Source organism: Bdellovibrio bacteriovorus, assembly GCF_002208115.1.
GTDB classification, from domain to species: Bacteria; Bdellovibrionota; Bdellovibrionia; order Bdellovibrionales; family Bdellovibrionaceae; genus Bdellovibrio; species Bdellovibrio bacteriovorus_C.
Map to the genome: position 1 here is coordinate 3,101,740 of NZ_CP020946.1, position 26,849 is coordinate 3,128,588.

General features: G+C 51.5%; 20 protein-coding genes. 11 read left to right on the forward strand and 9 right to left on the reverse strand.

What is annotated here, in order from left to right; translation table 11 throughout:
• The gene (locus B9G79_RS14890; RefSeq protein ID WP_011163273.1) at window positions 1-1,260 is read left to right on the forward strand and encodes a glycosyltransferase family 4 protein; all 1,260 of its coding nucleotides are present in this window, start codon (window positions 1-3) and stop codon (window positions 1,258-1,260) included.
• A gap of 81 nt (window positions 1,261-1,341) precedes the next feature.
• Window positions 1,342-1,635 (forward strand): HU family DNA-binding protein, encoded by a 294-nt coding sequence (locus B9G79_RS14895; protein ID WP_011163272.1) that lies wholly within the window; start codon window positions 1,342-1,344, stop codon window positions 1,633-1,635.
• 85 nt (window positions 1,636-1,720) lie between these two features.
• Here the strand turns inward: B9G79_RS14895 and B9G79_RS14900 are convergent, their stop codons facing one another.
• The 4 genes from B9G79_RS14900 to B9G79_RS14915 form a co-directional block, all read right to left on the reverse strand.
• A complete protein-coding gene (locus B9G79_RS14900) occupies window positions 1,721-2,005 on the reverse strand; it encodes a hypothetical protein (protein ID WP_011163271.1) in 285 nt (94 codons plus the stop codon).
• 92 nt (window positions 2,006-2,097) lie between these two features.
• Window positions 2,098-4,050, reverse strand: a complete 1,953-nt coding sequence (locus B9G79_RS14905) for an ABC transporter permease (RefSeq protein WP_088566199.1) — start codon at window positions 4,048-4,050, stop codon at window positions 2,098-2,100.
• A complete protein-coding gene (locus B9G79_RS14910) occupies window positions 4,047-5,009 on the reverse strand; it encodes an efflux RND transporter periplasmic adaptor subunit (protein WP_088566200.1) in 963 nt (320 codons plus the stop codon). The genes B9G79_RS14905 and B9G79_RS14910 overlap by 4 nt, the downstream gene beginning before the upstream one ends.
• Entirely contained in the window at window positions 5,006-6,253 is a 1,248-nt protein-coding gene (locus B9G79_RS14915; protein ID WP_088566201.1) for a TolC family protein, read from the reverse strand. Before B9G79_RS14915 ends, B9G79_RS14910 begins: the two co-directional genes overlap by 4 nt.
• Before the next feature lie 214 nt (window positions 6,254-6,467).
• Between B9G79_RS14915 and B9G79_RS14920 the strand changes: the two genes are divergently transcribed.
• On the forward strand, window positions 6,468-7,331 hold the full coding sequence (locus tag B9G79_RS14920) for a S1 family peptidase (protein WP_088566202.1): 864 nt from the start codon (window positions 6,468-6,470) through the stop codon (window positions 7,329-7,331).
• A gap of 5 nt (window positions 7,332-7,336) precedes the next feature.
• Here the strand turns inward: B9G79_RS14920 and B9G79_RS14925 are convergent, their stop codons facing one another.
• The 5 genes from B9G79_RS14925 to B9G79_RS14945 all read right to left on the reverse strand — a co-directional run bounded on the left by B9G79_RS14925 (window position 7,337) and on the right by B9G79_RS14945 (window position 18,562).
• Window positions 7,337-11,059, reverse strand: coding sequence for a tail fiber domain-containing protein (locus B9G79_RS14925; RefSeq protein ID WP_232468739.1), 3,723 nt, complete (start codon window positions 11,057-11,059; stop codon window positions 7,337-7,339).
• Between the two features lie 160 nt (window positions 11,060-11,219).
• Entirely contained in the window at window positions 11,220-15,125 is a 3,906-nt protein-coding gene (locus B9G79_RS14930; protein WP_088566204.1) for a tail fiber domain-containing protein, read from the reverse strand.
• A 235-nt stretch (window positions 15,126-15,360) separates the two neighbouring features.
• On the reverse strand, window positions 15,361-16,947 hold the full coding sequence (locus B9G79_RS14935; protein ID WP_088566205.1) for a hypothetical protein: 1,587 nt from the start codon (window positions 16,945-16,947) through the stop codon (window positions 15,361-15,363).
• 145 nt (window positions 16,948-17,092) lie between these two features.
• The gene (gene epmA / locus B9G79_RS14940; protein WP_088566206.1) at window positions 17,093-18,262 is read right to left on the reverse strand and encodes an EF-P lysine aminoacylase EpmA; all 1,170 of its coding nucleotides are present in this window, start codon (window positions 18,260-18,262) and stop codon (window positions 17,093-17,095) included.
• Window positions 18,263-18,322: 60 nt separating this feature from the next.
• Window positions 18,323-18,562: a hypothetical protein gene (locus B9G79_RS14945; RefSeq protein WP_041583456.1), complete on the reverse strand. Its 240-nt coding sequence runs from the start codon at window positions 18,560-18,562 to the stop codon at window positions 18,323-18,325.
• A 223-nt stretch (window positions 18,563-18,785) separates the two neighbouring features.
• On the opposite strand from B9G79_RS14945, the gene B9G79_RS14950 reads away from it, so the two are divergent.
• The 8 genes from B9G79_RS14950 (at window position 18,786) to B9G79_RS14985 (ending at window position 26,769) form a co-directional block, all read left to right on the forward strand.
• A complete protein-coding gene (locus tag B9G79_RS14950) occupies window positions 18,786-20,207 on the forward strand; it encodes a TldD/PmbA family protein (RefSeq protein ID WP_088566207.1) in 1,422 nt (473 codons plus the stop codon).
• A complete protein-coding gene (locus B9G79_RS14955) occupies window positions 20,200-21,540 on the forward strand; it encodes a TldD/PmbA family protein (protein WP_232468741.1) in 1,341 nt (446 codons plus the stop codon). The genes B9G79_RS14950 and B9G79_RS14955 overlap by 8 nt, the downstream gene beginning before the upstream one ends.
• Before the next feature lie 8 nt (window positions 21,541-21,548).
• The gene (locus tag B9G79_RS14960) at window positions 21,549-21,872 is read left to right on the forward strand and encodes a DUF4286 family protein (protein WP_011163259.1); all 324 of its coding nucleotides are present in this window, start codon (window positions 21,549-21,551) and stop codon (window positions 21,870-21,872) included.
• 64 nt (window positions 21,873-21,936) lie between these two features.
• A complete protein-coding gene (locus B9G79_RS14965) occupies window positions 21,937-22,188 on the forward strand; it encodes a hypothetical protein (RefSeq protein WP_232468743.1) in 252 nt (83 codons plus the stop codon).
• 259 nt (window positions 22,189-22,447) lie between these two features.
• Window positions 22,448-22,780 carry a hypothetical protein gene (locus tag B9G79_RS14970; protein WP_011163257.1) on the forward strand — a complete coding sequence of 111 codons (333 nt, stop codon included), beginning with the start codon at window positions 22,448-22,450 and terminating at the stop codon, window positions 22,778-22,780.
• 173 nt (window positions 22,781-22,953) lie between these two features.
• Window positions 22,954-24,708 (forward strand): hypothetical protein, encoded by a 1,755-nt coding sequence (locus B9G79_RS14975; RefSeq protein ID WP_232468745.1) that lies wholly within the window; start codon window positions 22,954-22,956, stop codon window positions 24,706-24,708.
• A gap of 38 nt (window positions 24,709-24,746) precedes the next feature.
• Window positions 24,747-25,526, forward strand: coding sequence for a hypothetical protein (locus B9G79_RS14980; protein WP_088566210.1), 780 nt, complete (start codon window positions 24,747-24,749; stop codon window positions 25,524-25,526).
• Window positions 25,527-25,584: 58 nt separating this feature from the next.
• The gene (locus tag B9G79_RS14985) at window positions 25,585-26,769 is read left to right on the forward strand and encodes an MFS transporter (RefSeq protein WP_088566211.1); all 1,185 of its coding nucleotides are present in this window, start codon (window positions 25,585-25,587) and stop codon (window positions 26,767-26,769) included.
• Window positions 26,770-26,849 lie beyond the last annotated feature (80 nt).

Consider the following 26,849-nt stretch of genomic DNA (forward strand, 5'->3'; position numbering starts at 1 on the left):
ATGGCCAAAAAGTCCCGACTGCCGGAAACACTCAATATCTGTCTGACGTCCCAACGTTTTCCGATTCTCAGTCGTGCCACCGATCATGGGTTCTTGTGGCCGATCGCCCGTGGTCTGGCCCGCGAAGGTCACAAAGTCACAGTTCTTGCCGCCAGCTCTGCCTTAAAAAAACCGGAAGTCACCCGCGATGGCGTGAAGGTGTTTTATCTTCACGAAGGTGCAAAAAATCTTTCTCATCTGAACTTCCAAATGGCTGTTCGTCAGAAGTTTGCACAACTGCACAAGGAAGATCCGTTTCACATCGTTCACAGCATCGATAAATCCGGCTATCGCATCGCCACCCGCAAAGATGATTTCAAAGTGGCCGTGGCCTATGACGTTGAGGCAACTCAGATGTCCCAGCTTTTTGCCATTTTGGCGATGAAACAAGACACACTGGGAAGTATGCTGACCACGGCGGTCGCAACCGCCTACAAATTTTTGACCACTTACTATGGTGGGGATCGCCAGTTGCTTTCCACCGCCGACGGCATCTTTGTCACCAACCCGCAACAGCGCATTATTCTGGAAAGATATTATCTTTATCCGGACTTCCACACCTACACCGTGCCTTATGGGATTGAACTTGGAGATCTGACGCCGAAGGAAAAGTCCCTGGAATTGCGTAAGAAACTGGGAATCCCGGAAAATGCCCACGTCGCCGTTTCCATCACCGACATGACCGATGTGCAGGAAGTGATTCCTTTGCTGCGGGCCTTTGAAAAAGTCGCCATCAAAAAACCAGGCAGTTACCTGTTGTTGGTCGGCAACGGCCCGAAATTCAAAGACATTGAGTTCCAGGTTTTGAACCTGGCCCTGGGGAACCGCGTGATTCTGACCGGGGCGATCCCGGCCGGAGAACTGGAAGATTACATCGTTTTAGGCGATGCCTTTGTGAATATGGGCTCCCGAACCACGGGTTTTGAGCCCTCCACCCTAGAGGCCATGGCCCAAAAGAAGGTCGTTTTGGGCTCAGAAGTGTCCCCAATTGCCAATATCATCGAAGATGGTCGGGATGGATTCCTGCTTCGCCCGGCGGATGTCGACTCTATGTCGAACCTATTGGTTGAGATCTTCTCTGGCACCATGCCGGCGGATGAAATCGGCGATCGGGCCCGCCAGAAGGTCGTTGACCTGTTTGATACGGCCAAAATGGTCCAGTCCGTGCTTGATGCCTATCGTAAAATCCTGCTCAACACGGGTCTGTATAAGAAGCATTGAGTTAAATCATTGAAAAGTGGTAGTCAGCCCCCTTCTCTTCTGTATAATCGAGAGTGTTATCAATACTTTAAGTAGGTCCGAATGACAAAAGCAGATTTGATAAATTTGATTTCTGAAAAAGCGGGTATCACCCGTGTAAAAGCAGAAACTGTAGTAAACACTATTTTTGATTCTATGGTGGAAGCTTTGATGCGCGATGACCGTATTGAAATCCGTGGTTTTGGTTCATTTGTGAACCGTCAGTACGGTGCTTACAAAGGACGTAACCCACGCACTGGTGAGATCATCAATGTTGATGAAAAGAAACTTCCGTTCTTCAAAGTTGGTAAAGAGTTGAAAGAAGACATCAACGGCGGCCCGGAAGAAAAGGGCTAAATTCAAAAGACCTTTCGGGGTCTTTAAGAATGAAAAAAGGGGCTTTTCAGCCCCTTTTTTATTTTCCAAATATGCAGCGGAACCACTATTTGCAACGCAGATTTTTAACGTCGTAGAAGTGTTCAGTCTTTTTGAAAGTAGTCACGCAAGTGTAAACTGCGCGAGTGTAGTAAACACGAACAGTCGTTTGGACTGCCAGATCTTCACCTTCAACAGTCACGAATTTGTAGTCATCAATCTGAACTTGAGAATCATCGAAACCGAAGTTTTCAAGAATGCTATCCGTCGTCATGATATAGATTTCTTTCATTTTTCCAGCAAATGCAGGTGCGGAAACAAACATCAAAGCGGCGATCAACAAAGCCTTCATAAGAACCTCCGGTGGTTTATTTAATGCGGAAGTTCTAACGGATGAAGCCCCCTAAAGACAGTCAAGATTGCCTTTTCTGTCATTTTTTCCGGTTATTCATATCGAAGCGCTTCAATTGGGTGCAGTTTTGACGCCTTGCTGGCTGGATAACTGCCGAAAACGATCCCAATCAGGGCAGAAAATCCAAAAGAAAGTATCACGGAGCCCGCAGAAACCACCGTCGACCACCCCAGAACCTTGGAAATCAACAGCGAAAATCCAACCCCCAGGGCGATACCCAAAAGTCCACCGCACACACTGACAACGATGGATTCAGCCAGGAACTGCAAAAGAATATCCCGCCGGCGCGCGCCGATGGCTTTGCGCAAACCGATTTCTTTGGTTCGTTCCGTCACGGACACCAGCATGATGTTCATGATCCCGATACCGCCCACCACCAAAGAAATTGCCGCAATCGACGCCAGCAGCATCGACAAGGTCTGACTGGTGGAATTCAGCGCCTGCTGAATATCGGCCATATTGAAAACATTAAATGCGTCACCTTGTGATGACACCGGCACCCGATGGCGTTTGTTCATCAGCTCTTGCAGTGAATCCTGCACATCCGGAATATCCGCGGCATCGCGAACTTCGATATCCACCGAATCCACATAATTTTTTCCGAATAGACGATACATCGCCGTCACCACCGGAACCAGGATTCGGTCATCCTGATCCTGCGGGCCCGCCGCGCCCTTTTCCGGCAGAACTCCGATCACTCGAAAGTTCACTTTGTTGATTTTAATCATCTCGCCAATCGGGGATTTATCTCCGAAAAGTTCACGGGCCACCGTGGTGCCAATGACTGCCACAAGCATGCGGCGCTGATTTTCTTCCTCGGAAAAGAAACGGCCAAAGATCGGCGTGCTTGCACGCATTTGTTCGTACGCGGGCGCCACCCCCATGACCTGCGTGTTCCAGTTTTTATTCAGGTAAGTGATCTGCCCTCGCCCCGACGAGGATGGCGATACGTCTTTAATCCCGCTGATTTGATTTTTAATAGTGTTAACGTCATCCAAAGAAATCCGAATGCGCACTCCGGATTCCTGCATCACCCCGCCCACCCGCACATTGCCTGCGCGCAAAACCAGAAGATTCGAACCCAAAGAGGACAACTGCTTTTCGATGCTTTGCCGAGCGCCCGTCCCCAGCGCCAGCATTCCCACAACCGCAGCGACACCAATCAAGATCCCCAGCATGGAAAGACCCGAGCGGACTTTATTGGCCGCCAGGGTTTGGAATCCCTGATGAAGATGCTCAATCATTTCACGCACCGGCCATTTTGCCGGCTTTTCCCGTCGTTTTTCCTGCGCGATAGTGGGTGCTGCGGGCAAAGCCTGAAGGCGCTCATCAGATTGAATCACTCCGTCCCGCAGGCGGATCAAACGCTTAGCCTGCTGACCGATTTCTTCTTCGTGGGTGACGACGATGATCGTGATCCCCTGATCATTCAGCTTGTGCAGGATCTGCATGATTTCTTTTTCGCTTTTTGAATCCAGATTTCCCGTGGGTTCATCGGCAAAAATAATGCGGGGATTATTAATCAAAGACCTAGCAATGGCGATACGCTGTTGCTGTCCCCCGGACAGTTCATTGGATTTGTGATGGATTCTTTCAGCCAGACCGACCTTGTCCAAAAGCGTGTGAGCTTTGTCATAGCTAAACCCATCCTCGCTGTAAATCAGCGGCAGGGACACGTTTTGCCAGGCTTCCATGCGCGGAAGCAGATTGAACTGTTGAAAAATAAAACCGATTTCTTCCCGGCGAACAATGGCCAGCTCGTCTTCACTGAGATCCGCCACTTCACGGCCATTGAGGTTGTAACTGCCCTCGCTGGGAACATCCAATAACCCCAGAATGTGCATCAGGGTTGATTTGCCGGAACCTGAAGGCCCCATGATGGCCACGAAATCCCCGCGCTCAATCTTCAGACTGATGCCTTTAAGGACGTCCACTTTCGTGTCGCCCATCTGATAGGATTTGCGTATGCCCTTGATATCAATCATTGGCGACCCCGGCGCGGAGCTGACGGAGGACCAAATGGATTGGATCCTCCCGAGGATTTTTCTCCCAGCTTAAACTGCGTGACCAGAACTACGTCACCTTCACTTAAGCCTTCCACCACTTCGGTGTTGCGGCCATCGGTGATGCCCGTGCGCACTTCGCGCGGAGCGGGCTTGGAACCGGGCACCTTTACCAGAACTTCAGTGCGCCCCTGACTGACACGCAAGGCTTCACTTGGCACCAGCAGGACACCTTTTTTGGATGCGATCGTGAAGGTCACATTCGCCGTCATCCCGCTTCGCATGAAATCCGGAGTGTTATCAGGAATCACATCCACCAGATACGTGGTGACGTTATTGACCGTGGTCGCATCAAAGGCGATCTGATCCACCGTCGCTGGCAATGGGCTTTGCGGATAAGCATCCAATACGATGGTGGCTTTTTCTTTCAGTTTGATTTGGGCAATATCGGTTTCATCCACCTGGGCCTTCACAGTCAGGCGATCGGACATCACAAAAATCGCGTCGGTGTTCGTGAAGGTCTGTCCCGGTTCAACATTCTTCAGAATCAGAGTACCTGCAATCGGCGCAATCACCGGGGTTGCCAGATAAAGTTCAGACCATTTTTTGTATTCTTCAGCCCCTTGTGCGCGGGCGGCGTCCAACATCGCCGCTCTTTCAGTGGAACTCATCCAGGCCAGAATCTGACCTTTGCGGATCTGCTGGCCTTCTTTCGCCAGAATCTGTTCAATGCGGCCCGCCACCGGGGCTTTGATTTCAAGACGGTTTTTCGGCTGCACGGTGCCCGTTGAAAGAATCGTCACGTCCAAATCACCTGCGATGACAGGGATTTCACGAAAGACCGGAGCATTTCCGTCTTCCTTTTTCCAAAGGTAAAAGCCCGCTGCGACAACGACGACAAGGCACCCCAGGATCCAGCTTAGTTTCTTTGATGATTTCATGGCAGCACTCCTACACCTTGTGTTTTTTCCCAGTTGGCTTCCGCCACCACCCTATCACGACGTTTCAGGGTCTGATCCTTTTGATAGGAAATCAGATCATTTTCAATCTTGTCCCAATCATCAAAGGTCGTAAGCCCGTTGTTGTATTTACTGCGCCCGATTTCGGCACGCACGCTGCCCGCTTCGACGAAGGCATCACTGACTTTGACCTGCTCTACCGCTTCCGTGAATTCCGCAAAGGCCTGACGAAGCTTCACGATGATTTCAAGTTCTGAGTTTTTCCAGGTGTTTTCGGCAACCAGCTTTTGCGCGAAGGCGCTCTTATTGGTGAAATAGTCTTTGCCACCCGAAAACAGAGACCAGGACAAGGTGGCTCCAACACTCCAGCGATCACGCTCCGGATACCAGCTTTCCCCCGTGTTACCCACAGAGCCGCTTAAATCCAATGATGGTAAAAATTCAGACCTGGAATTGCTTAATCCCGCCTCGGCACTTTGAATCTGCCCTTGGGCCTGTTGGTGTTCCGGAGTTTGTTCTGCAAGCTTTGTAAAGGATGGAGTCACAGATGAAGGATTGCTTTCCGGGGCTTTGCCTTGAACTTCAAATTCTGCGTCAGGGCTTAAACCCGTCACACGAATCAGAGAGCTGCGAGAAGTGTTAAAGAAGTTTTCGGCTTTCAGCACATCCAACTGGGCTTGTTTCAGGTAGGCTTTGGACAGCAGCACTGAACCTTTGTTCTCGCGCCCGCTTTGAAAGCGCAGTTCGACCATGTTCAGGTTGTCTGCCCGTCGTTTTTGAATACTTCGGGTCAGCTTTAAAGACTCCTGGGCATAAATGACATTGGCGAAGGCGGATTTTAAATCGTAGCTGATCTTGGCCTTCACGGTGCGCAGACTGGCCTCCGCCACCTTCAGCTTGCCCTCGTTTTCAGAGACCTTCGCCATATCGGAAAATCCGTTAAAAACATTTTGAGTGGCATTCAAAGTTGCCGAATAACCTTCGCTTTCCACTTGATCCGTTTCACCCTTTTGGTATCCCAGGTTCGCCGAGATTTGGGGCAGATAGTTGCTGTAAGAAGCATTCAGATTGTACCGGGCTGATTCCAGACTTTGTTCGGCGGCGATGAGCTCGGCGTTGTTCTTTTTCACCAGTTCCAGACAGTCTGCAAACGTGTAAACATTTGCGGCCAAGGCGGGTGTGCAGGTCAGAGTCAGAAGTAAAATTAGAGCCTGTGGTTTTATCATTCTAAATCTCATCAGCTTTATTGCATCGTTCACTCACAAGCGAGTCAACACCGTAAGGATAAGGAAAGACTGATGGGAGATTGTGGAATGCCAGACTCTCAATTTAAGACTTAGGTTCAGGGCTTATAGGATTGATTTGGAAAAATATACAAGTCCTACGCCGTCCCAACTATTTCATGTGATGTCCAAGCAAGACTCGAATATGACATGACACATGTTCCGGTTTCATCCTTATTTCACCATTCTATTTTTAAGCCTGGCTCTGGTTTCTTGCCAGCCGGTGCAGCAATCATGGACGCTCGCGACGGACGGCGAAAATGCCATCATTGGCGGTGAGTTTGCGTCGGCGGGTGAATTCCCGTTTATGGTCAATATCTGGTTTAATGATCCCAAGGAAAACTATGTTTCACATCACTGTGGTGGCAGCTTGATTGCCCCCCGCTGGGTGCTGACGGCCGCACACTGTGTGCTGGAAGAAGAATCAGAAACCCGCCAGCGGGTGGTCGCTCCCGCCAAATTGATGCTGTTTATTGGTGGCATCACCCAATCCGGCCAGGATGCTCGTTCGTTGAAGATTCGCTCTATCAAAGTTCATCCTGATTTTAACTGGCCAAAATCTGATATCGCGCTGATTGAACTTTCTGAAACGGTCACCGATATCCGGCCCGTTGACTTGAATACTGTGGACTTGGGTGATTCAACCCAAAAAGTTGTGATCACGGGATGGGGTCTAACAGATAACGAGGGACTGAAAGAGAGCGCCCAGCTTAAAAAACTGGAAGCCCCGTTGCTTCCCCGGGCTCAGTGCGCCCTGGATGATTTCCCCAAAAAACGCAGCTATGAGCTGGGACCGGAAACACTTTGCATTGACACCTTCAAGCATCAACAGTCGTCCTGTCCCGGCGACAGCGGGGGCCCCGTGTTCCTGCAGCAGAACGGCCGGGCCATTCAAGTCGGCGTCGTCAGTTGGGGTTCAGCCTGTTCAGGATTCCGCGCCAAAGGGTCTTCGGTCGGTGGATACGCTGCCGTTTCCCACGCCCTTCCGTGGATTCAGAAAGTTCTGGGCGGCAGCAAGTAGCAAACTTACTTTGAGCAGAAATCCAGGGAAGCGTCCTTGGAACAAAGTGCTTTCTTCATCACGTCGACTTGATTCACGCGCGACTTAAGCGCTTTATTTTCTTCTTTCAGCGCATTGATTTCCTGCTCCTGCTGATTCACTTTTGCGTGCAACGCCTGAGAGTCCGTCTGCCACTGAGAATAGAACTCTTTGATCGCCTGAATGATCGGAGACACCAGATTCTGATAGGCCACGGATTTCATGCCTTTTGAATCTGTCTTGACGACTTCGGGGAAGACTTTTTCGACCTCTTGGGCAATCAGACCGATATCTCGTTTGTCTCCCCTGGACGGATCAATCCAGTTATAAGTCACCCCGTTGATTTGCAGGATGGAATCCAAAGCATGATCGATGTTTGCGATATCACGTTTCAGCCGACGGTCAGACCCTTGAGTCAACGTCCCCGCCAAAGTCGCGGTCCCATCGGTTCTCAAGGTGAACAGACAAGTTCCAATACCGAAACACATGGCATTGGCACCCAGTGGAGCCCCCGTGGAAGAAGAGTACCATCGCCAAGCCTGCCCTCCAGCCGCGGTGCTTTGATTGGTGATGATCGAGTAGGGATCGCCGGAATTCACATGCAGGTGAGTCGATGGAACCGAAGTTCCCACCCCGACACGCCCTGTTTGATCGACCGTCATGCGAACCAGACCTTGAGTGGTCCCGTTGGCCACAGTCGTAAAGTTAATCTTATTTCCACGCGCAGTTGCTGACCAGTCTTCCGTTGCCAGCACCGTCATCGAGTCCGTTGAACCATTGCTGTTCACCCAGTTCGTGCCATCATAGGCCGCTGGAACCAAAGCCAGCAGGCCCATACCATTGGTCACCGCAGTTGGGGCCGCCTTTGTTCCTTTGGCTTTATAGGCGATAAACATCGGAACTTCCGTCGGACCGTAATGGCGGGCCGCAAACCTTGCGCCGACATCAGCACCTTCAGCCTCAGCAATAATCCCGGCACGCTGGGGATGCAAGGCCCCGCTGTTACCTCCACTATAAACGTGAAGATCCGTCTCTGGCGCAGATGTTCCGATACCCACATACCCCGTGCTTCCCAGGAACATATGGAAGGCGTTCCCTGCTCTGAAGGACATCTGATCATTCGTGTGCGAATAAGAAATCCCCCCCGGATCACGACTGTCAGGATCAGAGAAATACAAAGCTGAAGCCGCCGTGTTCGGAGCCGTCACTTGCAACACGGTGTTCGAGTTCCCGATCACCGCCAGCTTGTCCACCGACACATAAGGTGCCGCCGTTCCACCGTCGGTCACAACCAGATCCGCCGTAGGACTTGTGGTCCCGATCCCGACGTTGCCCGGTTCAGTGATATGGAAGTTCGGAGAATAACCTTTATGCCCCAGACTTAAGCGTCTTTGCGCTGAATCACTCGAGTTGTAGTTGTACTCGATGCTTCCCGCCTGATAGTTGCTGTGCGCTTTACCGACAATGATATTTGTTTTACTGTAGGTGTCGCCAATGTTCGGAGCCAGCGCCGCAAAAGTGGTCAGACCCGAAATCGTGGAATTGGTGTTTTCAAAAACGGCCAACGGATTTGTTCCATCCGGCAGACTGCGGCTGATGTGCAGCAGTGTTGAAGGAGCTGCCGTACCAACACCCACATTTCCGGTTGTCAGCAACGTCATGCGAGCTGCACCCCCCGTTTCAAACTGGAGGTTTTGCGCATCGTTGGTACCCAGCACGGCTGTCGCCCCAAAAGAGTTCCCATTCTGAATAAAGGCATCCGTAATTCCGTAGCCGGCGGCCGTCGTGGGACTTGTCGCGGCCGTCACTCGTCCATAGATATCAACAGTCACTGAAGAATAAGTTCCGGCAGAAACTCCGCTGGTTGGCAAATCAGCAGCGGCCAGGGTTCTGAAGCTCGGAGCACCCGCTGCACCTGTTGGTGCCGCCCAGAATGTTTTTGCTGCCGGTGTGCCGAAATTCAATTTCGCAGAAGCAATTGTGCCCGAGATTCCGCTTTCGGTGATCGAAATGCTTTGGCAAGTGAAGGTGTCGGTCAGAACAGACCAGTTCAAAGTTTTATCTGCACCACACCCCGCTGCCGGGAAAATAGTGTTGGCCGGAGTCACGGTTGAACGGATGTCGGCAAGGCTCAGGAAATTAGGCACATAGTTGGTTCCATCATAGCGCAACAACTGTCCGGCCGCAGTTGGAGCCGTTGCCGAAATGGATTTACCTCGCAGTTTTACCACATCCGGATTCGGATAAGTCCCGCCTAAGTCTCCACCGGCTGTCCCTGCTGGGGTGACTCCAGAAACCGTGACTTCGGTCACCGAGGTCAGGCGGCCTTGAGCATCCACCACCACTTGCGGAACTTTGGTCGCAGTCCCATAAGTTCCGGCAGCTACGGTTGTGTTCGCCAGATTCAAAGTCACATTGCCCGAACTGCCGCCACCACTTAAGCCGGTCCCGGCAGTGACGCCCGTGATAGTGCCGCCAGTACCGGTGGCGCTGATCGTGATCCCACCAGCCCCGTTAGTGATACTGACACCGGATCCCGCCTGAATATTGGCAGCTTGCGGAGCATCTCCCGTTTTTCCAATCAGAATCTGTCCATCGGTCAAAGCGGCGGCTTCAACAATTTTGCCCGCTGACGAAACCATCAGACGGTTGTTGTTCAAGGTCACACCACTTCCGGTGCCGCCTTCACTGACCGGCAGCACGCCGTTAATGCCTGCGGCTTTACCGGAAATATTCCCAGAGATCTTCGCTCCTGAAATAGAACCCGTGATCTGGGATTCCGTGATCGAAATACTGTAACAATCAAATTTGTTCGCCGGGGTCACAAACACCAGGGACTGTCCCGCCGTACAGGATGTCGGGAACATCGTCGCATCAATTTTGTTATTCAAAGATGTCGTCAATCCGGAAATATCAGCAGAGGTCAAGGTCGCCGGCACCCAGGTGCTGGAACCATTCATCTTCAAAACCTGGCCGGAGGTTGCAAGAGTCGCACTGACATCCTGTCCCCGGATCTTTTCTGCGTTCAGAAAGCGCGCATCGTTCCCGGCAGCCAAAGTGCCTGCACCTGTTCCGACGTTGACAGAAATCACCGGGATGCTGGCGGTTCCGGACTTCGCCAAATACGGCGCGGTGACGTTTACATCCGACACCATGCCAGCTCCACCGGCATCGTTTTGACAGACAAAATCAGCGCCATCATAGGTCAGATACTGGCCGCTTGCACAAGTTGAAATGGAATTCTTAAGAACAAAATCCGTTGGCAGTTTGTCACCCAAAAGAGTCGCCGAGTGAGCATAGTTGGCAAAAGGAACAGAGCGAATGATATTGTTGGGAGTGATCGCCTTCCAACCGCTGCCGTCATGAAACTGCACTCGTAAGACTCTGAGCGCATCCACAGCGGGAGTGTAAGTGGCACCACCATCACAGGTATGAGTGATGGAATTGTTAAATACATCCTGCAGGGAATAGCCGATGGTGGAAGGGTAAAGTTTTGTGCCTTCTCCAATAGGAATATCGAACACCCCTTTGGATCCCTGCATATTGATGGTGTTTCTTTGTTCTCGGTAAAGTACGCATGTGCCCGTTTCGTTGGTGAACTCAAAAGCAAAACTGACGTTGTTGTACTCTAATGCAGTTCCATCACTGCGCAGGATTCGACCTTGATAGTTCAGGGTTTTAGGCGACGCAAAAAGGCTTTGAGATAACAAGATGACCCAAAGAAATATTCCGAGACGTGCCGTATTTTCCATACTTTCTTATCGGCAGTTATGTCTCGGAACGAAAGCCCCAACACTTGGGAATTACTCATATTTCGAACGTTTTGCGGTTGTTTTCCCAGATGTAAGTCTCAGAATAAGACCCTCGGCCCTATTTACAGATCGGAGCCTGAGGATCCTTCGCACACAGATAGGATTTGATTTCCTGATTTTCGTTTTTCAGGTTCTGATTTTCCTTCTCAAGCTGATCCATACGGTCGCTGACGCCAACGAGTTTCAGATAAAGTTCCTGCAAGGCCTTCACCACCGGAGCCAGCAACTCTGAATAGTTCACTCCATAATAGTCAGACTCCAACTCATGATGGATCAGACCCACCGGAGCATCACTCGCTGTGGATCGTTTCACTTCAGATTCCAGCTCCTGCGCCATGAAACCCCAATGAGTCTTGGCTTTCGCTTTGTCGCGGTCTGATTTCCATTTGTAGGACTTCGGCTGCAAAGACAGGATGAAATCCAGGCCCTGCGAAAGGTCCTGCACTTCGGTCTTCAAACGCTGATCTGAAGTCTGGATGGTTCCGTTCACCGCATAAACGGCCTTCCAGCGATACGTGGTGGTACCCAGATCAAAGGCGTTGTCCGTGCGAGGTCGCAGCAGACTACCCACCTGAACGCCCCCGGTAAAATCACCCTGATAGTTCAGATGCAAAGTCGCCCCCGTGTCTTTCACCAGCGCGCGAGAGCTGCCGGTGTTTCCACGATCCACCTGATTGTTGGTTCCCAGAACAAAATCAAATCCGCCATTGATCACTGTGGTGCCGCGCAGGGAACCCGCCACATCCAACGGGTAAGCCGGAGATATCGTTGCGATCCCGACATTCCCGGAGCTGGTGATGCGCATTTTTTCGGACATCGCCAAACCGGAACCTTTGTAGGCAAACCGCAAACTGTCCTGGATGTCGTCACCAAAATAAATCGTGGCATCCCCGTCGTTGATGGTCCCACTGTCCTCGTCGCGGTCCCAAATCGTGATCCCGGCAATGTCATTGGCCGCGCCCAGAACAGAAATTCCCAGACCCGTATTGTCCGTGCCCCCCAGATAAGCGTCCGCGACCGAGAATTTGGAAATTGGAGAGGTCGATCCAACCCCGACACTTCCAGTGGCAGTGACAGTCATACGGGGTATATCACTGGTCACCAAGTGCAACGGATGCGCACTGCCCGTCCCGACACCGAAGTTTGCCGCGGGATTGGTCGTGTAAGTACGAAGCATCACAGAATCCGCTTTGGGAATAGTGCCGCCCCCCCAGTTCCCAGTCACTCCCGTACCATAACTGATCAGCTGCGCTCCGTTGCCGTCAGACTCCAGATCCACAGCGGCCATGGCCAGATCCGCGGTGCTTGTATTTTTAATTAACAAGGCTGTGTCAGCGCCTTGATCCTTTTGCAGGTGCAATATTTTTGTTGGGGTCGCGACACCAATTCCCACATTCCCGTCAGAATTCACACGCATGTGTGGAGTCGTGCTTCCGTTGGCAGCAAAGTCAATAGGTGCCACGGTGTTGGTAGTCAAAAGCAAACCATTGGTAGCGGAACTGTTTGAAGCTAAAACCAAACGGTCCTGATATTGCGCCGAAGTGTGATCATTCGGATATACGGACAGCTGCCCGCTAACACCCGTTCCGACCAATTGCACGGTTGCCTGCGCCGAGGTGTTCCCGGCAGCCATGTTGTTTTCCACACGCAATTCGGTCGTGGCGTTCTGAGCTTTCAGAACATGCACCGTGCTTGCAGGACTGACAGTCCCTATCCCCACCGAAGAGTCGGACTTGAAAATAAACTGACCCGAACCACTCGTGGAAAAGTCTGCAAAGACCAAAGAACCAGCGCCCCCAGCACTGCCTGACCCCGTCGAAACCAAATTCCAGGTCTTGCCTCCAGCACTTGACGACGCCAATGCCAGACGCGAACCGCCGGTATCACTGGAGGTGAAGCGCCCCATGTTGATGGTGGAACCGCTCACATCCAAAACATGGACGGGAGTCATGCCGATCCCCACGTTTCCGGCAGAGCTCACCGTCATGCGAGTTGTACCATTGGTTTCAAATCCCAGGCTATTGGCGTCGTTGGTACCCAAAACAGCCGTTGCTCCAAAGCTGTTGCCACCTTGTTTGAAATAGGAACTGTCGTATGCCCCCGCCGGAAGATCCGTGGAAGCCAAAGCTCTGAATACAGGAGCCCCGGTCGCCCCTGCCGGTGCCGCAAAGAAAGTACCGGCCGACTGGGAACCAAAGTCCACTTTTGCTGCCGCAATCGTTCCGGAGATATTTGATTCCGTGATCGAAATCGACTGACAGGTGAAAGAATCCGTCAGCGAAGACCAAGTCAAAGTTTGCGCGGCCGTACAAGCGGTGGAAGGAAAGATGGTATTGGCCGGAGTCACCGTCGAACGAATGTCCGCCAGACTTAGGAAATTGGGAACATACCCGGTGCCATCATAGCGCAGCACTTGCCCAGCCGCAGTCGGCGCTGTCGCGGAAATAGTTTTGCCACGTAGTTTTACAACATCCGGGTTGGGATAAGTTCCCCCCAGATCGCCCCCCGCAGTACCCGCCGGAGCCACACCGGAAATAGTCACTTCTGACACCGAGGTCAGACGCCCTTGAGCATCCACTGCCAACTGCGGAACTTTCGTCGCCGTTCCATAGGTGCCCGCGCCCACGCCGGTGTTGGCCAGATTCAAAGTCACTCCACCTGAGTTGCCACCGCCAGAAAGTCCGGTGCCCGCCGTGACACTTGTGATTGTGCCCCCAGCACCCGTCGCACTGATTGTGATCCCGCCAGGATTATTGGCGATCGTCACACCCGAACCCGCCACCAGATTGGCCACTTGAGGGGCATCTCCGGTCTTACCGATTAACAGTTGACCGTCAGTCATCACTGGAGCTTCCACAATTTTACCCGCACTTGAAATCATGATGCGGTTGTCGTTCAATGCCGTGCTGCTGTTGGTTCCCCCTTGCGCCACCGGCAGAGTCGCGGTCAGACCGCTGGCCTTGCCACTGATATCGCCGGAAATCTTTGAACCGGCAATCGTGCCCGTGATCTGGGCCTCGGTGATGGAAATGCTATAACAATCAAACTTGTTTGCCGGAGTTACAAACACCAGTGATTGTCCCGCCGTACAGGACGCCGGGAACATTGTCGCATCGATTTTATTGTTCAAAGCAGCACTCAAGCCGGAAACATCACCTGTGCCCAACGTCGAAGGCACCCAGGTGTTGGCCCCATCCAACTTCAAAACCTGCCCCGTCGTCGGCGCCGTTGCACTGACATCCAGCCCGCGGATCTTTTCAGCATTCAAAAAACGGGCATCATTGCCAGCCGCGACAGTGCCCGCCGCCGTGCCCACGTTCAAGGAAATCACCGGGATGCTGGCTGTACCGCCCTTGACCAGTGGCGCGCTGACATTCACGTCAGAAACCATCCCGGCCCCACCCGCATCGTTCTGACAGACAAAGGCGGTCCCGTTGAAAGTCAGATACTGACCGGCAGCACAGGTGCTGACGGAGGACTTCAAGACAAAGTCAGTTTCACTTTTGTCGCCCAGTTTGGCGGCGGAATATGCGTAGTTGGCAAAAGGAACAGAGCGAATGGTGTTATTCGGTGTGATGGCCTTCCAACCCACACCATCATGGAATTGCACGCGCAAAATACGCACTTCATCCAGAGAAGGAGTGTACTTGGCGCCGCCGTCACAATCATGTTCGATGGAGTTATTAAATACGTCGCGCAAACTGTAACCGGGAGTGCTTGGATACAACTTGGTGCCTTCACCGATCGGAATATCAAAGACCCCTTTGGATCCCTGCATGTTGACGGCATTTCGTTGCTCACGATAGAAAATGCAGGAACCGCTGACGTTAGTGACTTCAAAGGCGAAACTGACATTATTGAACTCCAGCGGAGTTCCATCTGTTTTTAGAATACGTCCCTGATAATTCAGGGTGGTTGGAGATGCGACGGCCTGCAGCCCAAATAAGAACAACCACAAAAACATCCCACTACGTACCCTCTTGCGTGTTTTCATAGGATACTTTTCGGCATTATTTTTACGAGGCCTTAACAGAGTTACGTGACGGTAATTCTAGTTTTCAAAGAGATGTTCCGCGAACCCTCTGAAAATGCGCACGAGTGTTTCAATCCAAGACACTTCTAGACTTATGTAGGGAATAAAAAAAGCCCCCGGCATTTCTGCGGGGGCTTATCAGGAATTCTCCTATTGATCTTGCAATCTACTGTTTTACCAGCTTCAGGGTCATGCTGCGTTCTTCATCAGCATTTTTAGAGAAGTGCTCGTTAGTCGCACACTCTGCCGGATTTGAAAGATCCGCAACAAAGTTGTTCTCAACTGTCACGGACGCTGTTGTCGCACTGATTTGGGTCATCGTCATCTTGTCGATGTAAGTACCACCACAAGTGATTGTGCCGGTGCGGTCCGCATTCGGGAAGGTCGAGTTGAAGTGATGATTTTCCATCACAGTGCCCACGTTGCCGATGATGAACAATTCACCCAGCATGAATTGATCCTGGGCTTTTTCCATCTGGAACAGAACCTTGCCGGAACCCGTGTCACGGCATCCGTCGAAGGACGTATCAGAACAAGTGCCTGTAGAGAAAACACCGGCCTGATTGCCGTTGCCATTGTTGTAGTCTTTATCAGAAGACAGTTCGTTGTTGTTTTCCCAGAAGACTCTGTAGCGTTTTTTGCAAGTTGCAGCACCCCAGTCGAAGTCTGGATTGTCGCCGCCGTTGCTCAATGCGCCCATCACACAATAAAGTTTGCAGGCGTCTTCGCTCATGCCCCAGCCACCGCCAGAGAAGTCAACTTCGCTGCAAAGTGTGGTACCGGAAACGATCGCACCGCCGCCCGTTTTTGTGGTTTTACCGCAAACAGCAGTCATGGTGTTGGTATGATCAGGATGCATTCGGGCCTTGGCCTTCGTCGTCAGTGTGCCAAGTTTCGTGGTGTCACTGATATCCATGGACACACCGCCGGTCATTGCACCAGCCCAGCCGCCTGTCGCTGTCCAGCCGCCATCAAGAGTGATGCCCTCTTTATCACCGCACGCCGTGCGAGCCGCGGCATCTTTCCAAACAGAAAGGCCCGTTTTAGTGGCACCTGCTTTGGTCGCCTGCAACTGCTTCAGATAAACCGATGTTGGAATGTCTTCGGCGCTCTGGGCCCCGTTACAGCTTGTCACCGGAATACCGTTTTGATTCAAAGATGTTTCACAAGCACCGGTGATGCTCCAGGTCCCCGTAGGATCGGCCCAAACAACGGACGGAGCCACAGAAGAGTTCTGCGTGATATTTGCCACCGGCACAGACACCTTGGCATCTGAGATGGACAAATCCGTCGGAAGTTGAATGGTCGTCGCACCTTGATTGACGGCAAGGCCGGAACCACCGGTCGCACCCGTCATCCCGGCTTCTTCCGCAGTGAACTCGAAGTCAGCAACACGCTTGCCTGATTTAACAATCATACAGCCAATCGGCTGACCCGCACCGCCCGTGATGGACAAAGAGAAAGTTCCATCATCAGAAAGAGCACTGTGCCCCGCCGTAAAAGGTTCCACCATCATCGCGCAGATCACGGTGTAATCCGAAGCCGCAAAGGTCGTCAGATCACCGGCTTTTGCCATCGGCTTTTGCATAGACTGCAAGCTGACGCCTGAAAAACCACCGCTGATCACCAATGCAGAGTCTTCCGAAGGACTGCTAGATCCCCCGCCACTGCAAGCTGAAATTAAAAGTGCTGTCCCTGTCACTGCCGTCACCATTCCGGCGACCATTTTCACTCGAGAATTTTTGGAAAACATTCTCTGTCCTTTCCTTCGTATTGAGTTTTCTGTTGGAAGTTAATCCACATTAATCGCTCTGAAAGACTGACAAAGAACAGTAAAGATGGGCAGTCCTTTGGGGTCCGAACTAGACTGAGCTTAATTAGAAATAATAAAACTGAACTTAATTCTGTTGAGGAAACAAACGAAGGTCCGAGATATTTTGCAGCCCCAGCAAGGCCATAAACAAACGTTCGACGCCCAGGGCGATGCCACCACTAGGTGGAAGTCCAGCCTCCAGGCACTGGAAGAACTCATCATCCAGACTGACGGGCTCCTTGTGCATTTCAGATTTCTTCTGCAGGTCTTCCTGGGAGCGCAGACGCTGCACCGTCGGGTCGTTCAGCTCATGGAAGGCATTGCAAAGCTCCATGCCTTTCCAATAAGCCTCAAAGCGGTCGCCCCAGCCATCCGATGTCAAACGCGCCAGAGCGGCTTGATACGGAGGATACTTTTCGACAAACACCAGCTCATCGGCAGGCAGTTGGCTTTCAATTTTATCCATGAAGATCAGAAAGAAATAGTCATCAATGCTTTCAGCGCTGCGAACATCGACACCGATTTTTTCCGCCAGCGTTTTCAGCTCCTCTTTGGACGTGTCCGGCTTCAATTCAAAACCACAGTGAACTTTGAAAAGCTCGGCCACGGAATATGAAGTCACCTTCACTGGGCCTGCGACTTTCATCGCTTGCGCCAGATGGCTGACCAGTTTGACGGTGTCTTCTTTAATCAACTTTAAAGAGGCATACGCACGATACCACTCCAGCATCAAAAATTCAGGCTGATGTCTTTCAGTAACTTCGCCGTTACGGAAACACGGAGCCAGCTCAAAGATTTTTTCTGCCCCCAATGCCAAAGCCTTTTTCAAATGCAGTTCAGGGCTTGTGGGTAAAAACAATTTCTGCTGGCGCGAACCGATCTTCAAGTTCGTGGAAAAAACATCCAGACTGGGTTCCGTCCCCGGACAGACCACCAGCGACGGCGTCTTCAATTCCACAAAGCCTTTAGAAACAAAGAATTCACGTAAAGATTGCAGGTAGGCGCCCCAATTTTCAGTCAATTCCTTGTTATAGGAACGATTCGGCAGGGATTGCTTTTGCGGCGCCAGCAGCACCACTTCAGAGGCCGAGACAACGGCAACGATGTCACCCTCAATCAAAAATTCAGAGTGCTTCGGGGCTTTTTCAAAATGGATTTTGTGAGTTTCGGAATCGCGGTGCAGGACCAGCTTTAAAGCGTCGCCTTCGCGTTCGATCTGATAAATGCGCCCTGCCGCCTGAGCATTTTCAGGCATTGCGGGATAGGGCTTCCAAATCTGGGTTAAAAAGTCATTTCGGCTCAAAGCCCTGCCACTTTAATGGCAAAGGCCCTGATCACGCAAGGAATCAAGCTGGGACAGGATGGAATCCATGTCATTCGCACCGTAAACAACATCTTCGTTCACCACGATACGGTGCTTCACCCAAGAGCCCTCGAAGATACCTTCGGAAGTCATCTTGCAGCTTGGAGTCGCCAAAGTCGAAGCATTCGCCGGACCCAAGTAAGTCACCATCACCATGAAACCTGTTGCTAGAAGTGCCAGAAGAACTCTCATATCCATCCCCTTGTATGTGCTGGTTCCTTATGACACCAGCAACCTCCCTGAGAACGTATAAAGCAAAGCCCTTGCCAACCCATTCTGGCCCCCCCCCTTCAGGCACCCTCGCCCCGCCGGGTATCGGTCGATAAGACTTTTCACAAACGGCCCTTCGAGGTTGTCTTTTGGGGCATGATTGGTTATTGGAAGTGCTTAATTCTACTCGGAAAAGAGGTCTTTAATGGATTTGCAAAGAACCCTCCACACGCTCAAAGGATCCGCTGACTGGGTCAGTTTGCGTCACGTGACTGAAAAAACCACCTACCGCATGGTTCGCGATGAAAAGCCGGACCGTAACGTGATCAGTTTCGATCAAGGGGTCATGGTCGAGGTTTTGGTCGAGGGCCATTTTGGCTTTTCCGGCACCAGTGACCTGAGCAGCTCCGGGATCAAGCGCGCTTTGGATAAAGCCATCCTGATGGCCAAAGCGGCCAGCTCGCACAAAGTTCACAACTTCTCTGTGGACCAGCGCCCGATTGCCAAAGGAACTTACAAGTCCCCGGTGGTAAAACCTCTGGACTCCTTCTCGGCCAAAGAGATCTCGGACATTTTCGTGGACGCAACCCGCGCCATGAAAGTTTCCGATAAAATCGTCAGCCGGTCCGCAACGGCGATGATCGTGGAAACCCACTTCCACACGGTGACATCTTCGGGTTCCGACTTTGAACAAAGCTTCTCGATCGTGAACACGGACTTCTCGGCAACAGCCGCTGCCGGTGGCGAAACCCAGTCCCGTTCCGACAGCGGTGGTTTGGCCCGCTGTCTTCAGGTGGGGGCTGAGGTCTTTGACCGTGCTTCTATCCTGGAGCGTTCCAAAAAACTGGCGGAAGAAGCCGTGGAACTGCTTTCTGCCGACAACTGCCCGGACACGTCCATGGATCTGTTGCTGGCTCCAGACCAGATGACTTTGCAGGTGCATGAATCCATCGGTCACCCGCTGGAATATGACCGTATTTTGGGTGATGAAAGAAACTATGCCGGCTGGAGCTTCGTAAAACCTGAAGACTTCGGACACCTGCAGTACGGTTCCAAACTGATGAACGTGACTTTCGATCCGACCATCGAAGATGCCTTGGCCTCTTACGCGTTTGATGATTCCGGTCATCCAGCCACCAAAGAATTCCTGATTCACAACGGCTTGTTGGTGCGCGGTCTTGGCGGACTTGAGTCCCAAAGCCGTCTGAATCTGCCGGGTGTGGCGAACTCAAGATCATCCTCCTGGAATCGGGCGCCGATTGACCGCATGGCAAACATCAACCTTGAGCCGGGCACTTCCAAACTGGAAGACATGATCGCCTCTGTCGAGCGCGGTGTGTTCATGCTCGCGAACAAGTCCTGGTCAATTGACGACTATCGCAACAAATTCCAGTTCGGCTGCGAATACGCAAAGCTGATTGAAAACGGCAAACTGACCAAAACCGTGAAAAATCCAAACTATCGCGGCACCACCGTGAAGTTCTGGAACAATCTGAAAGCGGTCAGTGAAACTCGCGAGACCTTTGGCTCCCCTTACTGCGGTAAAGGCGAACCAAATCAGGTGATCCGCGTGGGTCACACAACACCTTACTGCCTGTTTGCTGATGTGGAGGTTTTCGGTGCTTAATTTTACAGAAAAAACCAAACAGTCCTTCAACATCGTGGCCGATCACCTTTTGGCACTTCTGAAAAAAGATGAGGCTGCCAACGTGAATCTGCACGCGGAAGAATCCCTGTTCGTGCGTTTCAACGCCAACAAGGTCCGTCAGAACACGCACGTCGAACAGCGTTCTCTGACTTTGACTCTGCAAAAAGACGGCAAGACCGCGAACATCAATTTCTCGATCACGGGCGAAGTCGATGAAGACAAAAAACGTGTCGAGTTCTGGCTGGATCAAGCCCGTCAGGAATGCGCCCTGCTGCCGGAAGATCCGTACCAGGTGGCCATCGTCAATAACGGCACCAGCGACAGCACGTTTAAAGGCTCTTTGCTGAAAGACGAAGAGGTGATCAAGGCCATCACCACTCCGGCAACGGGTGCTGACTTTGCCGGTCTTTACTGTGCGGGTCCGATCATTTCTGCGAACAAAAATTCGGCCGGCCAAAGCCACTGGTTTGCGACGGAAAACTTCTTCGTGGATTATTCCCTGTACATGGGTGAAAAAGCCGTGAAGTCGATCTATGCCGGGACTCACTGGGACCAAAAAGAGTTTGAGGCGAATATTGCCCAAAGTAAAAATCAACTGAGTTTGATGGATCGCCCTAAGAAAGTCCTGCAGCCAGGTGCTTACCGCACGTATCTGGCGCCGGGCGCGGTGGCGGAACTGGCTTCGATGTTCTCTTGGGGGGCGTTGAGCTTTAATGCTTACAAACAAGGTGGCAGCGCTTTGATGAAACTGGCGGACAAGGAAAAGTCCCTGTCCCCGCTTTTCAGTGTGCGTGAAAACTATGCCATGGGTCTGACCCATCGTTATAACTCGTTGGGGGAACTGGCTCCGGAAACGCTGAAGCTGATCTCCAACGGCCAGTTGGACAGCTATGTGATCAGCAGCCGTTCAGCCAAGGAATACGGCGTGGAAGGCAACGCCGGGGATTCTTATGAAGGTCCTCGCGCGATGGAGATCCTGCCGGGGTCCTTGAAAAAAGACGACATTTTGAAAGAACTAGGCACGGGACTCTATTTGTCGAATCTGCATTACCTGAACTGGTCCGACCGTCTGAATGCGCGCATCACCGGCATGACCCGTTATGCGTGTTTCTGGGTGGAAAACGGCGAAATCGTGGCGCCGATCGCGGATCTGCGTTTTGATGAAAGCCTGTTTGACTGCCTGGGTGAAAACCTGCTGGCCGTGACGGACTTCCAAGAGGTGGACCCGATGGTTTCCACTTATGAAAGCCGTGCTTTAGGTGGCAAAAAAGTGCCGGGCATGCTAATCAAGGACTTTAAATTCACTCTTTAAGGAGCGTCATGGTTACCTATATCGTTCAACTGGCAGTTCGTTGGGAGACATACCCTGAGTACGTCGAATGGCTTAAAAACGAACACATCGCTGAAGTACTTGCTCTACCGGGCTTTATCAAAGCGGAGCTTTGCTTGCGTAAAGGCGGCGCCATGGAGGCGTCCAGCAAAGACGTGAAGATCATTTACACCCTCAAGGATGAAGACGCGATCAAGACCTATATGTCTGAATACGCGATGCAAATGCGCGAAAAGGGGCTGGAAAAATTCTCTGGTCAGTTCTCTGCCCAGCGCGAAGTGTGGCTTGAAACTATTAATTTTACGTCAAAATAACCCTAAGGGGCTATGAATTCCCCTCTTGCGGGTGTATGTTGGGAATGTAAACAAAGGAGACCTTGTGGCAACTGCAGCTTTCCAAAAAATTCTAGAGAATCTTTCTGGCAACAAAAACGTTCAAAACCTTCTTGAAAGCTTCCAAAAGCTGAGCGACGAGATCAAAAAGAAAGAGTCTGAGCTTAAAGGCCGTTTTGATCAGGAAAAAGAAGACAAGATCGAACCTGCTAAACCAGCTGCAACAACAAAGAAAAAAGCGACAGTAAAAAAAGCTGCCGCAAAAAAAACGACCAAGAAAGTTTCCAAGAAGAAGTAATTCCTCTCGAAACAACCTAAGTCACAAAAAAAGGAAGGCCCCAAGCCTTCCTTTTTTTATTCCCAACCCCCAAAAGGTACCTGCTTACTTTTGCAGAAGCAGCGCTCCCAACGCGATGTTTATGCAAAAGTAAGCAGGTACCTTTTTTCCCGGTCCTTGATCTTGTGGCTCTGGGACCTTTTGTCTTGTTCCGCGATAAACTGTGGACACTTTGTGTTTGCCGCTGACAGCATGAATAGACATCCATGGAGGGACTACTATGAAACACCTGCTTCTTTCACTCACAGTTTTGTTGTCTGGCGCTGCGGCTCAGGCACAGGATCTTTTCTGCAAAATTTCTGTGAACAATGAAGTGATGGTCGACACGAAAGTGTCCACTGTTGTCGGTAAAAATGCTGCCATCGGCACTTATGACAACTATCAGATCAGCGTGCGCAACCAGAGCGCTGGCAAATTCTATATTGAAGTTTACGAAACCAACGTGTCCCGTTCATACGCTGACGGCGTTTTGCGCACGGAAGAGGACGAAATGAAATGGACCCTTTGGAGTCGTGAAATTCTGATGGAAGCTTCCTGCCGTCTGGCGATCTAGTTTTCATCCGTTCGAACCAAAAACTGAAACGGACCGAACCACCTTCGGTCCGTTTTTTTATTCCCTAAAAGGCCCCCCGGTGACGGTTTTGGGCCCTCAAACCCCGGCCTATGGGTTCCATATCAAATATAAGCTTTCCTCCGAATGGCGGGGGAATTGCTGTATTTCAGGGAATGGTTAAGAAGTTATTATTCTTTAGCTTATTCGTTCTTCAGATCCTGGTCGCCCCGGCCCTGGCCGACAGCTATGACTATGCCCGGATCTTTGATGTGGCTTTCAAAACCATGACCCAAAAGGACCTCTATAAGGCCCTGAACGAATCCATCATTCAGCAGAAAAATCCCCTGACTCAAAGTCAGTTGGTGTTCTTGCTGAAGAAAAATCCTGAATACATCGCGATCCTTGAAGACACGACGGCAAAGTTGGCCAAAACCCAAAGTGAATCACCCGAGGCCTACGCCGCCTATTTAAAAGAAGTTAAAGCCCAACTGAAGACCGTGGTGCAAACCCCGCGCTTTGCCGAACAACTGGCCAAATACGAAAGCCCGTCCCAGCCCCTGACAATGGATCTGCCGGGTGGGTCTCCGGGATTCCGTGGCATGCGTTTATTCATCAATCACCCGCATCTAAAAACCATCAACGGCAAAACCCGCACCTTACCGGGCGATGACCTGCGCAAAGTCGTCGTGGACTTCATCACTGGGGCCGAGCAGGAAATCTGGTACAATGTTTTTGATTTCGATCTGAAAGTGATCGCCGATGCCCTAAAAAACCAGCACATGAAAAAAGGTGTAAAGGTCACTGGCGGCATTGATGCCGGTACGATCAACACCCGTCCTGAAGTGAAAGCCATCTTTGATGATCTTGCCACTTTGGAAGGTGAAAACTTTAAAACGGTCGCTGTAAAATCCGTGGGCCTGAATCACCAGAAGATCATTCTGCGGGACCCGTTTGGCCCAAAGGCCGCCGTGCTGTTCCTGTCCGGCAACTTCACCCAAAGCTGCATCGGTCCTGAAGGGGATCTAGTGAATCTGCCACCGGAAAAACGCAACGAGTTTTCCATCCCGAACGCCAATCATGCTTTGATGATCCTGGGAACTTTGCCAGCACAAGCCACCAAGGCCGAGCTTAAGAAAACTCTGGAATACAAAATCCGTGGTCAAAGCCAGTACCCGATCAGTGGCAGTTACAAAATCATGGGCGAAAAGAAAAGCCCGCATGAAGAAGCCTCCTACATCGTCCTGTCATTCTCGCCCAACGGCGGTGAAGGTGATGTGAACAAAAGCATTTTCGTGCCGCTGATTCAAAACTCCAAAGGTCCGATTGAGGCTGTGCACTTTGCGTTTTCTTCCAAGCAAATTCAAAGCGCGCTGATTGAACGTGCCGCCCGTGATATGAAGGAAAAAGGCCAGTTTGAATTCCGCTCGGTCGGAGACACCCCATTTGCCATGCGTGAATGGAGTGCGTTCCTGCTGCTATCCGGACTTAAAAAAGATCTGACCTCGGGCAAGTATCTGACAGATGCGGAAGCTCCGATTCTGCAGGCCCTGGGTGCCGCAGGTGTGACGGACCTTCAGGACAAGATCCGCACAGCGCCCTCGATTTACGGTGAACGCCACTTCCGGCTGGAAGATGGGACGGCCGTGAAGACCACGTCCAAAATTCATCACAAGGTGTTTATCTTCCCTGAAGAATCGACGGCTGTTTTGGGAACATCCTTTAATCCAAGTGAAAACGCTGAAAACAACAACGAGCAGATCGTGATCGTCAAAGATGCCGCCATCGTGGAACAAGCCCGAGGTCTGTTCGGATATCTGTACCAACAGTCAGCCCGGTCCGTAACCCAGGAAGCAAATAAACGCAATTTCAAGGCGCTGCCTTCCCCGGACGAGACTGTGGGCGATGAATCCATGGAAAGAGATCAATAAGGCTGACAGATTCCACGGCTTCTGTTAGCTTTCTGTTCATGAAGTTTCTGCGCAGCACATTGAAGTATCTGATGTTTTTCACGTTGGGGATCGTGACCTGCGCCTTTGTCGGAATGGCTGTCATCACCTACTACACGGTCGACTATCTGATTCAGGATCCCGCGACCACCACCGCTGTTCAAAAGAAACCTTACCCCGTAGCCAAAGCCACTTTGACTCCGGATTTGAAAGCCGCTGATCCGGCCTCGGAACAAGAGCTGATTCCCGCGTCCTCCAAAGAAAACTTCCGCAAAGCCTTCGACACTTCAAGGTCGTTTGTGATGATGAGTGCCGAGATCGGCGATCTGGTGCGCAAGTTGGAAAAAGCCAATATGCCGCCGCTGTGCCCGTCGCTGTGTGATGCCAGTCACATGGACCGCGAACAACTGAGAGAAAACAAAGTCGCCTATCTGGAAAAGTACTATCAGCAACAAGGCACCCGCGCCCTGCAGGACCCTGATTTCCGTCTGATCACCGATGATATCAGCCGCATTCACCGCCTGATGGTTCCAGCCCACAAGATCATGACCAAGATTGATCGCCTGAAAGAACGCCAGCAAAACCCTGAAGGTGTCAGCACCACAGATAAGCTGGTTATCACTGCAGAAATTCAAGGCGCGGTGTTAACTGATTTCTATGGCTTTGTTCACGACGTCGAAGCGCTGAAATCCGAAGACAGGAAAATGAAGCTGATTCGCGATCTGCGTAAATCCTGCCACAAAGGCAAATCTGCCAAACAGCTGATATCAGAGTGCGACTCAATAATGTCGCAACAATAAATCACTTTCGTATCTATTGATTGAATATCACACTCAAATGAATTACCTATAGGACCCTATGGGAAAAGGCCTCTCTCGCACACAAGTTTTCTTCATGACCCTGACCTGCATTCTGGTGGTGGGCAATATGTACTACAACCAACCGCTGCTGGGGATTCTCGCGCGTGAATTTGGTGTGACAGAAAGCAAAGTATCTTTGGTTCCGGCCTTCACCCTGATCGGTTATGCCTTGGGTATTTTGTTCCTGGTCCCGATGGGCGACATGATTGAACGCCGTAAACTGATCCAAGGCTCCATGACCATGGCGGGCCTGCTGGCCATCGCACTTCCATTCAGTCCAACCCTGGGTGTGTTCTGTGCGATCAGTTGTGTGATGGGCTTCTTCAACGTGTCCCAGTCTGTGTTGATTCCCTTTGCGGCAAACCTGGCCAAACCTGAAGAGCGCGGCAAAGTCGTCGGCATCGTTCTGTCCGGAATTCTGATTGGCTCTTTGATGGCAAGAACCCTTGCAGGTTTCATTGCGCAGTACTTCGGCTGGAAGACGGTGTTCATTTTTGCCGGTTCGGTCAGCTTGATTCTTTCCATCGTATCGCAGTTCGTGCTGCCGATGTCCGAACCTAACTTCAAGGGCACCTACAAACAGCTTCTGCTTTCCACCGCCAAACTTTTCCGTGAACTTCCCACCATGCGCGAAGCGGCTTTGATGGGCGCGATCTTGTTTGGAACGTTCTCGGCTTTCTGGACGACGCTGACCTTCCTGCTGGAGGCCGCTCCGTTCAACTATGATCCAAAAACCATCGGCCTGTTTGGCGCCCTGGGCATGATCGGTGCTTTGGCGGCTCCTTTGGCTGGGCGTTATGCCGACAAAAAAGGCGCTGCGGCGACCATCCGTATGGGTCTTTACTGCTCCATGGGGGCCTTTGCCCTGCTTGCACTTTCCTCCACCTTCGTAGCAGGAATCATCCTGGGTGTTTTGGTGCTGGATCTGGGCATTCAGGTGGCCCATATCTCCAATCAGTCCCGCGTGTTTAGCCATCCACCCGAGTACCACTCCCGCCTGAACACGATTTACATCTTTGCCTACTTTACCGGAGGAAGTCTCGGGTCTTACGTGGGCTCAACGCTATGGAGCTGGGGCCAATGGCCTGCTGTCAGCCTGGGTGGGCTCGGCTTTTGCCTGATCGCGACCCTCATTTTCCGCCGGGGGCAGAAAATCCGAGCGGCCGCCGCCAAAATAGCCTAAGATATACCCATTTCGCCTCGCATTAGCTCAAGCGCTCTCGTTGCAGAACTTTCATCCTTGAGGGTGGTTATGTTAGTCTC

Coding starts and splice junctions, on each gene's coding strand:
- B9G79_RS14985 (WP_088566211.1), top strand. CDS start 25,585: ATGGGAAAAGGCCTCTCTCGCACACAAGTTTTCTTCATGACCCTGACC.
- B9G79_RS14930 (WP_088566204.1), bottom strand. CDS start 15,125: ATGTTTTTGTGGTTGTTCTTATTTGGGCTGCAGGCCGTCGCATCTCCA.
- B9G79_RS14905 (WP_088566199.1), bottom strand. CDS start 4,050: ATGATTGATATCAAGGGCATACGCAAATCCTATCAGATGGGCGACACG.
- B9G79_RS14960 (WP_011163259.1), top strand. CDS start 21,549: ATGGTTACCTATATCGTTCAACTGGCAGTTCGTTGGGAGACATACCCT.
- B9G79_RS14920 (WP_088566202.1), top strand. CDS start 6,468: ATGTTCCGGTTTCATCCTTATTTCACCATTCTATTTTTAAGCCTGGCT.
- B9G79_RS14945 (WP_041583456.1), bottom strand. CDS start 18,562: ATGAGAGTTCTTCTGGCACTTCTAGCAACAGGTTTCATGGTGATGGTG.
- B9G79_RS14910 (WP_088566200.1), bottom strand. CDS start 5,009: ATGAAATCATCAAAGAAACTAAGCTGGATCCTGGGGTGCCTTGTCGTC.
- B9G79_RS14970 (WP_011163257.1), top strand. CDS start 22,448: ATGAAACACCTGCTTCTTTCACTCACAGTTTTGTTGTCTGGCGCTGCG.
- B9G79_RS14890 (WP_011163273.1), top strand. CDS start 1: ATGGCCAAAAAGTCCCGACTGCCGGAAACACTCAATATCTGTCTGACG.
- B9G79_RS14895 (WP_011163272.1), top strand. CDS start 1,342: ATGACAAAAGCAGATTTGATAAATTTGATTTCTGAAAAAGCGGGTATC.
- B9G79_RS14950 (WP_088566207.1), top strand. CDS start 18,786: ATGGATTTGCAAAGAACCCTCCACACGCTCAAAGGATCCGCTGACTGG.
- B9G79_RS14975 (WP_232468745.1), top strand. CDS start 22,954: ATGGTTAAGAAGTTATTATTCTTTAGCTTATTCGTTCTTCAGATCCTG.
- epmA (WP_088566206.1), bottom strand. CDS start 18,262: ATGCCTGAAAATGCTCAGGCGGCAGGGCGCATTTATCAGATCGAACGC.
- B9G79_RS14900 (WP_011163271.1), bottom strand. CDS start 2,005: ATGAAGGCTTTGTTGATCGCCGCTTTGATGTTTGTTTCCGCACCTGCA.
- B9G79_RS14935 (WP_088566205.1), bottom strand. CDS start 16,947: ATGTTTTCCAAAAATTCTCGAGTGAAAATGGTCGCCGGAATGGTGACG.
- B9G79_RS14980 (WP_088566210.1), top strand. CDS start 24,747: ATGAAGTTTCTGCGCAGCACATTGAAGTATCTGATGTTTTTCACGTTG.
- B9G79_RS14915 (WP_088566201.1), bottom strand. CDS start 6,253: ATGATAAAACCACAGGCTCTAATTTTACTTCTGACTCTGACCTGCACA.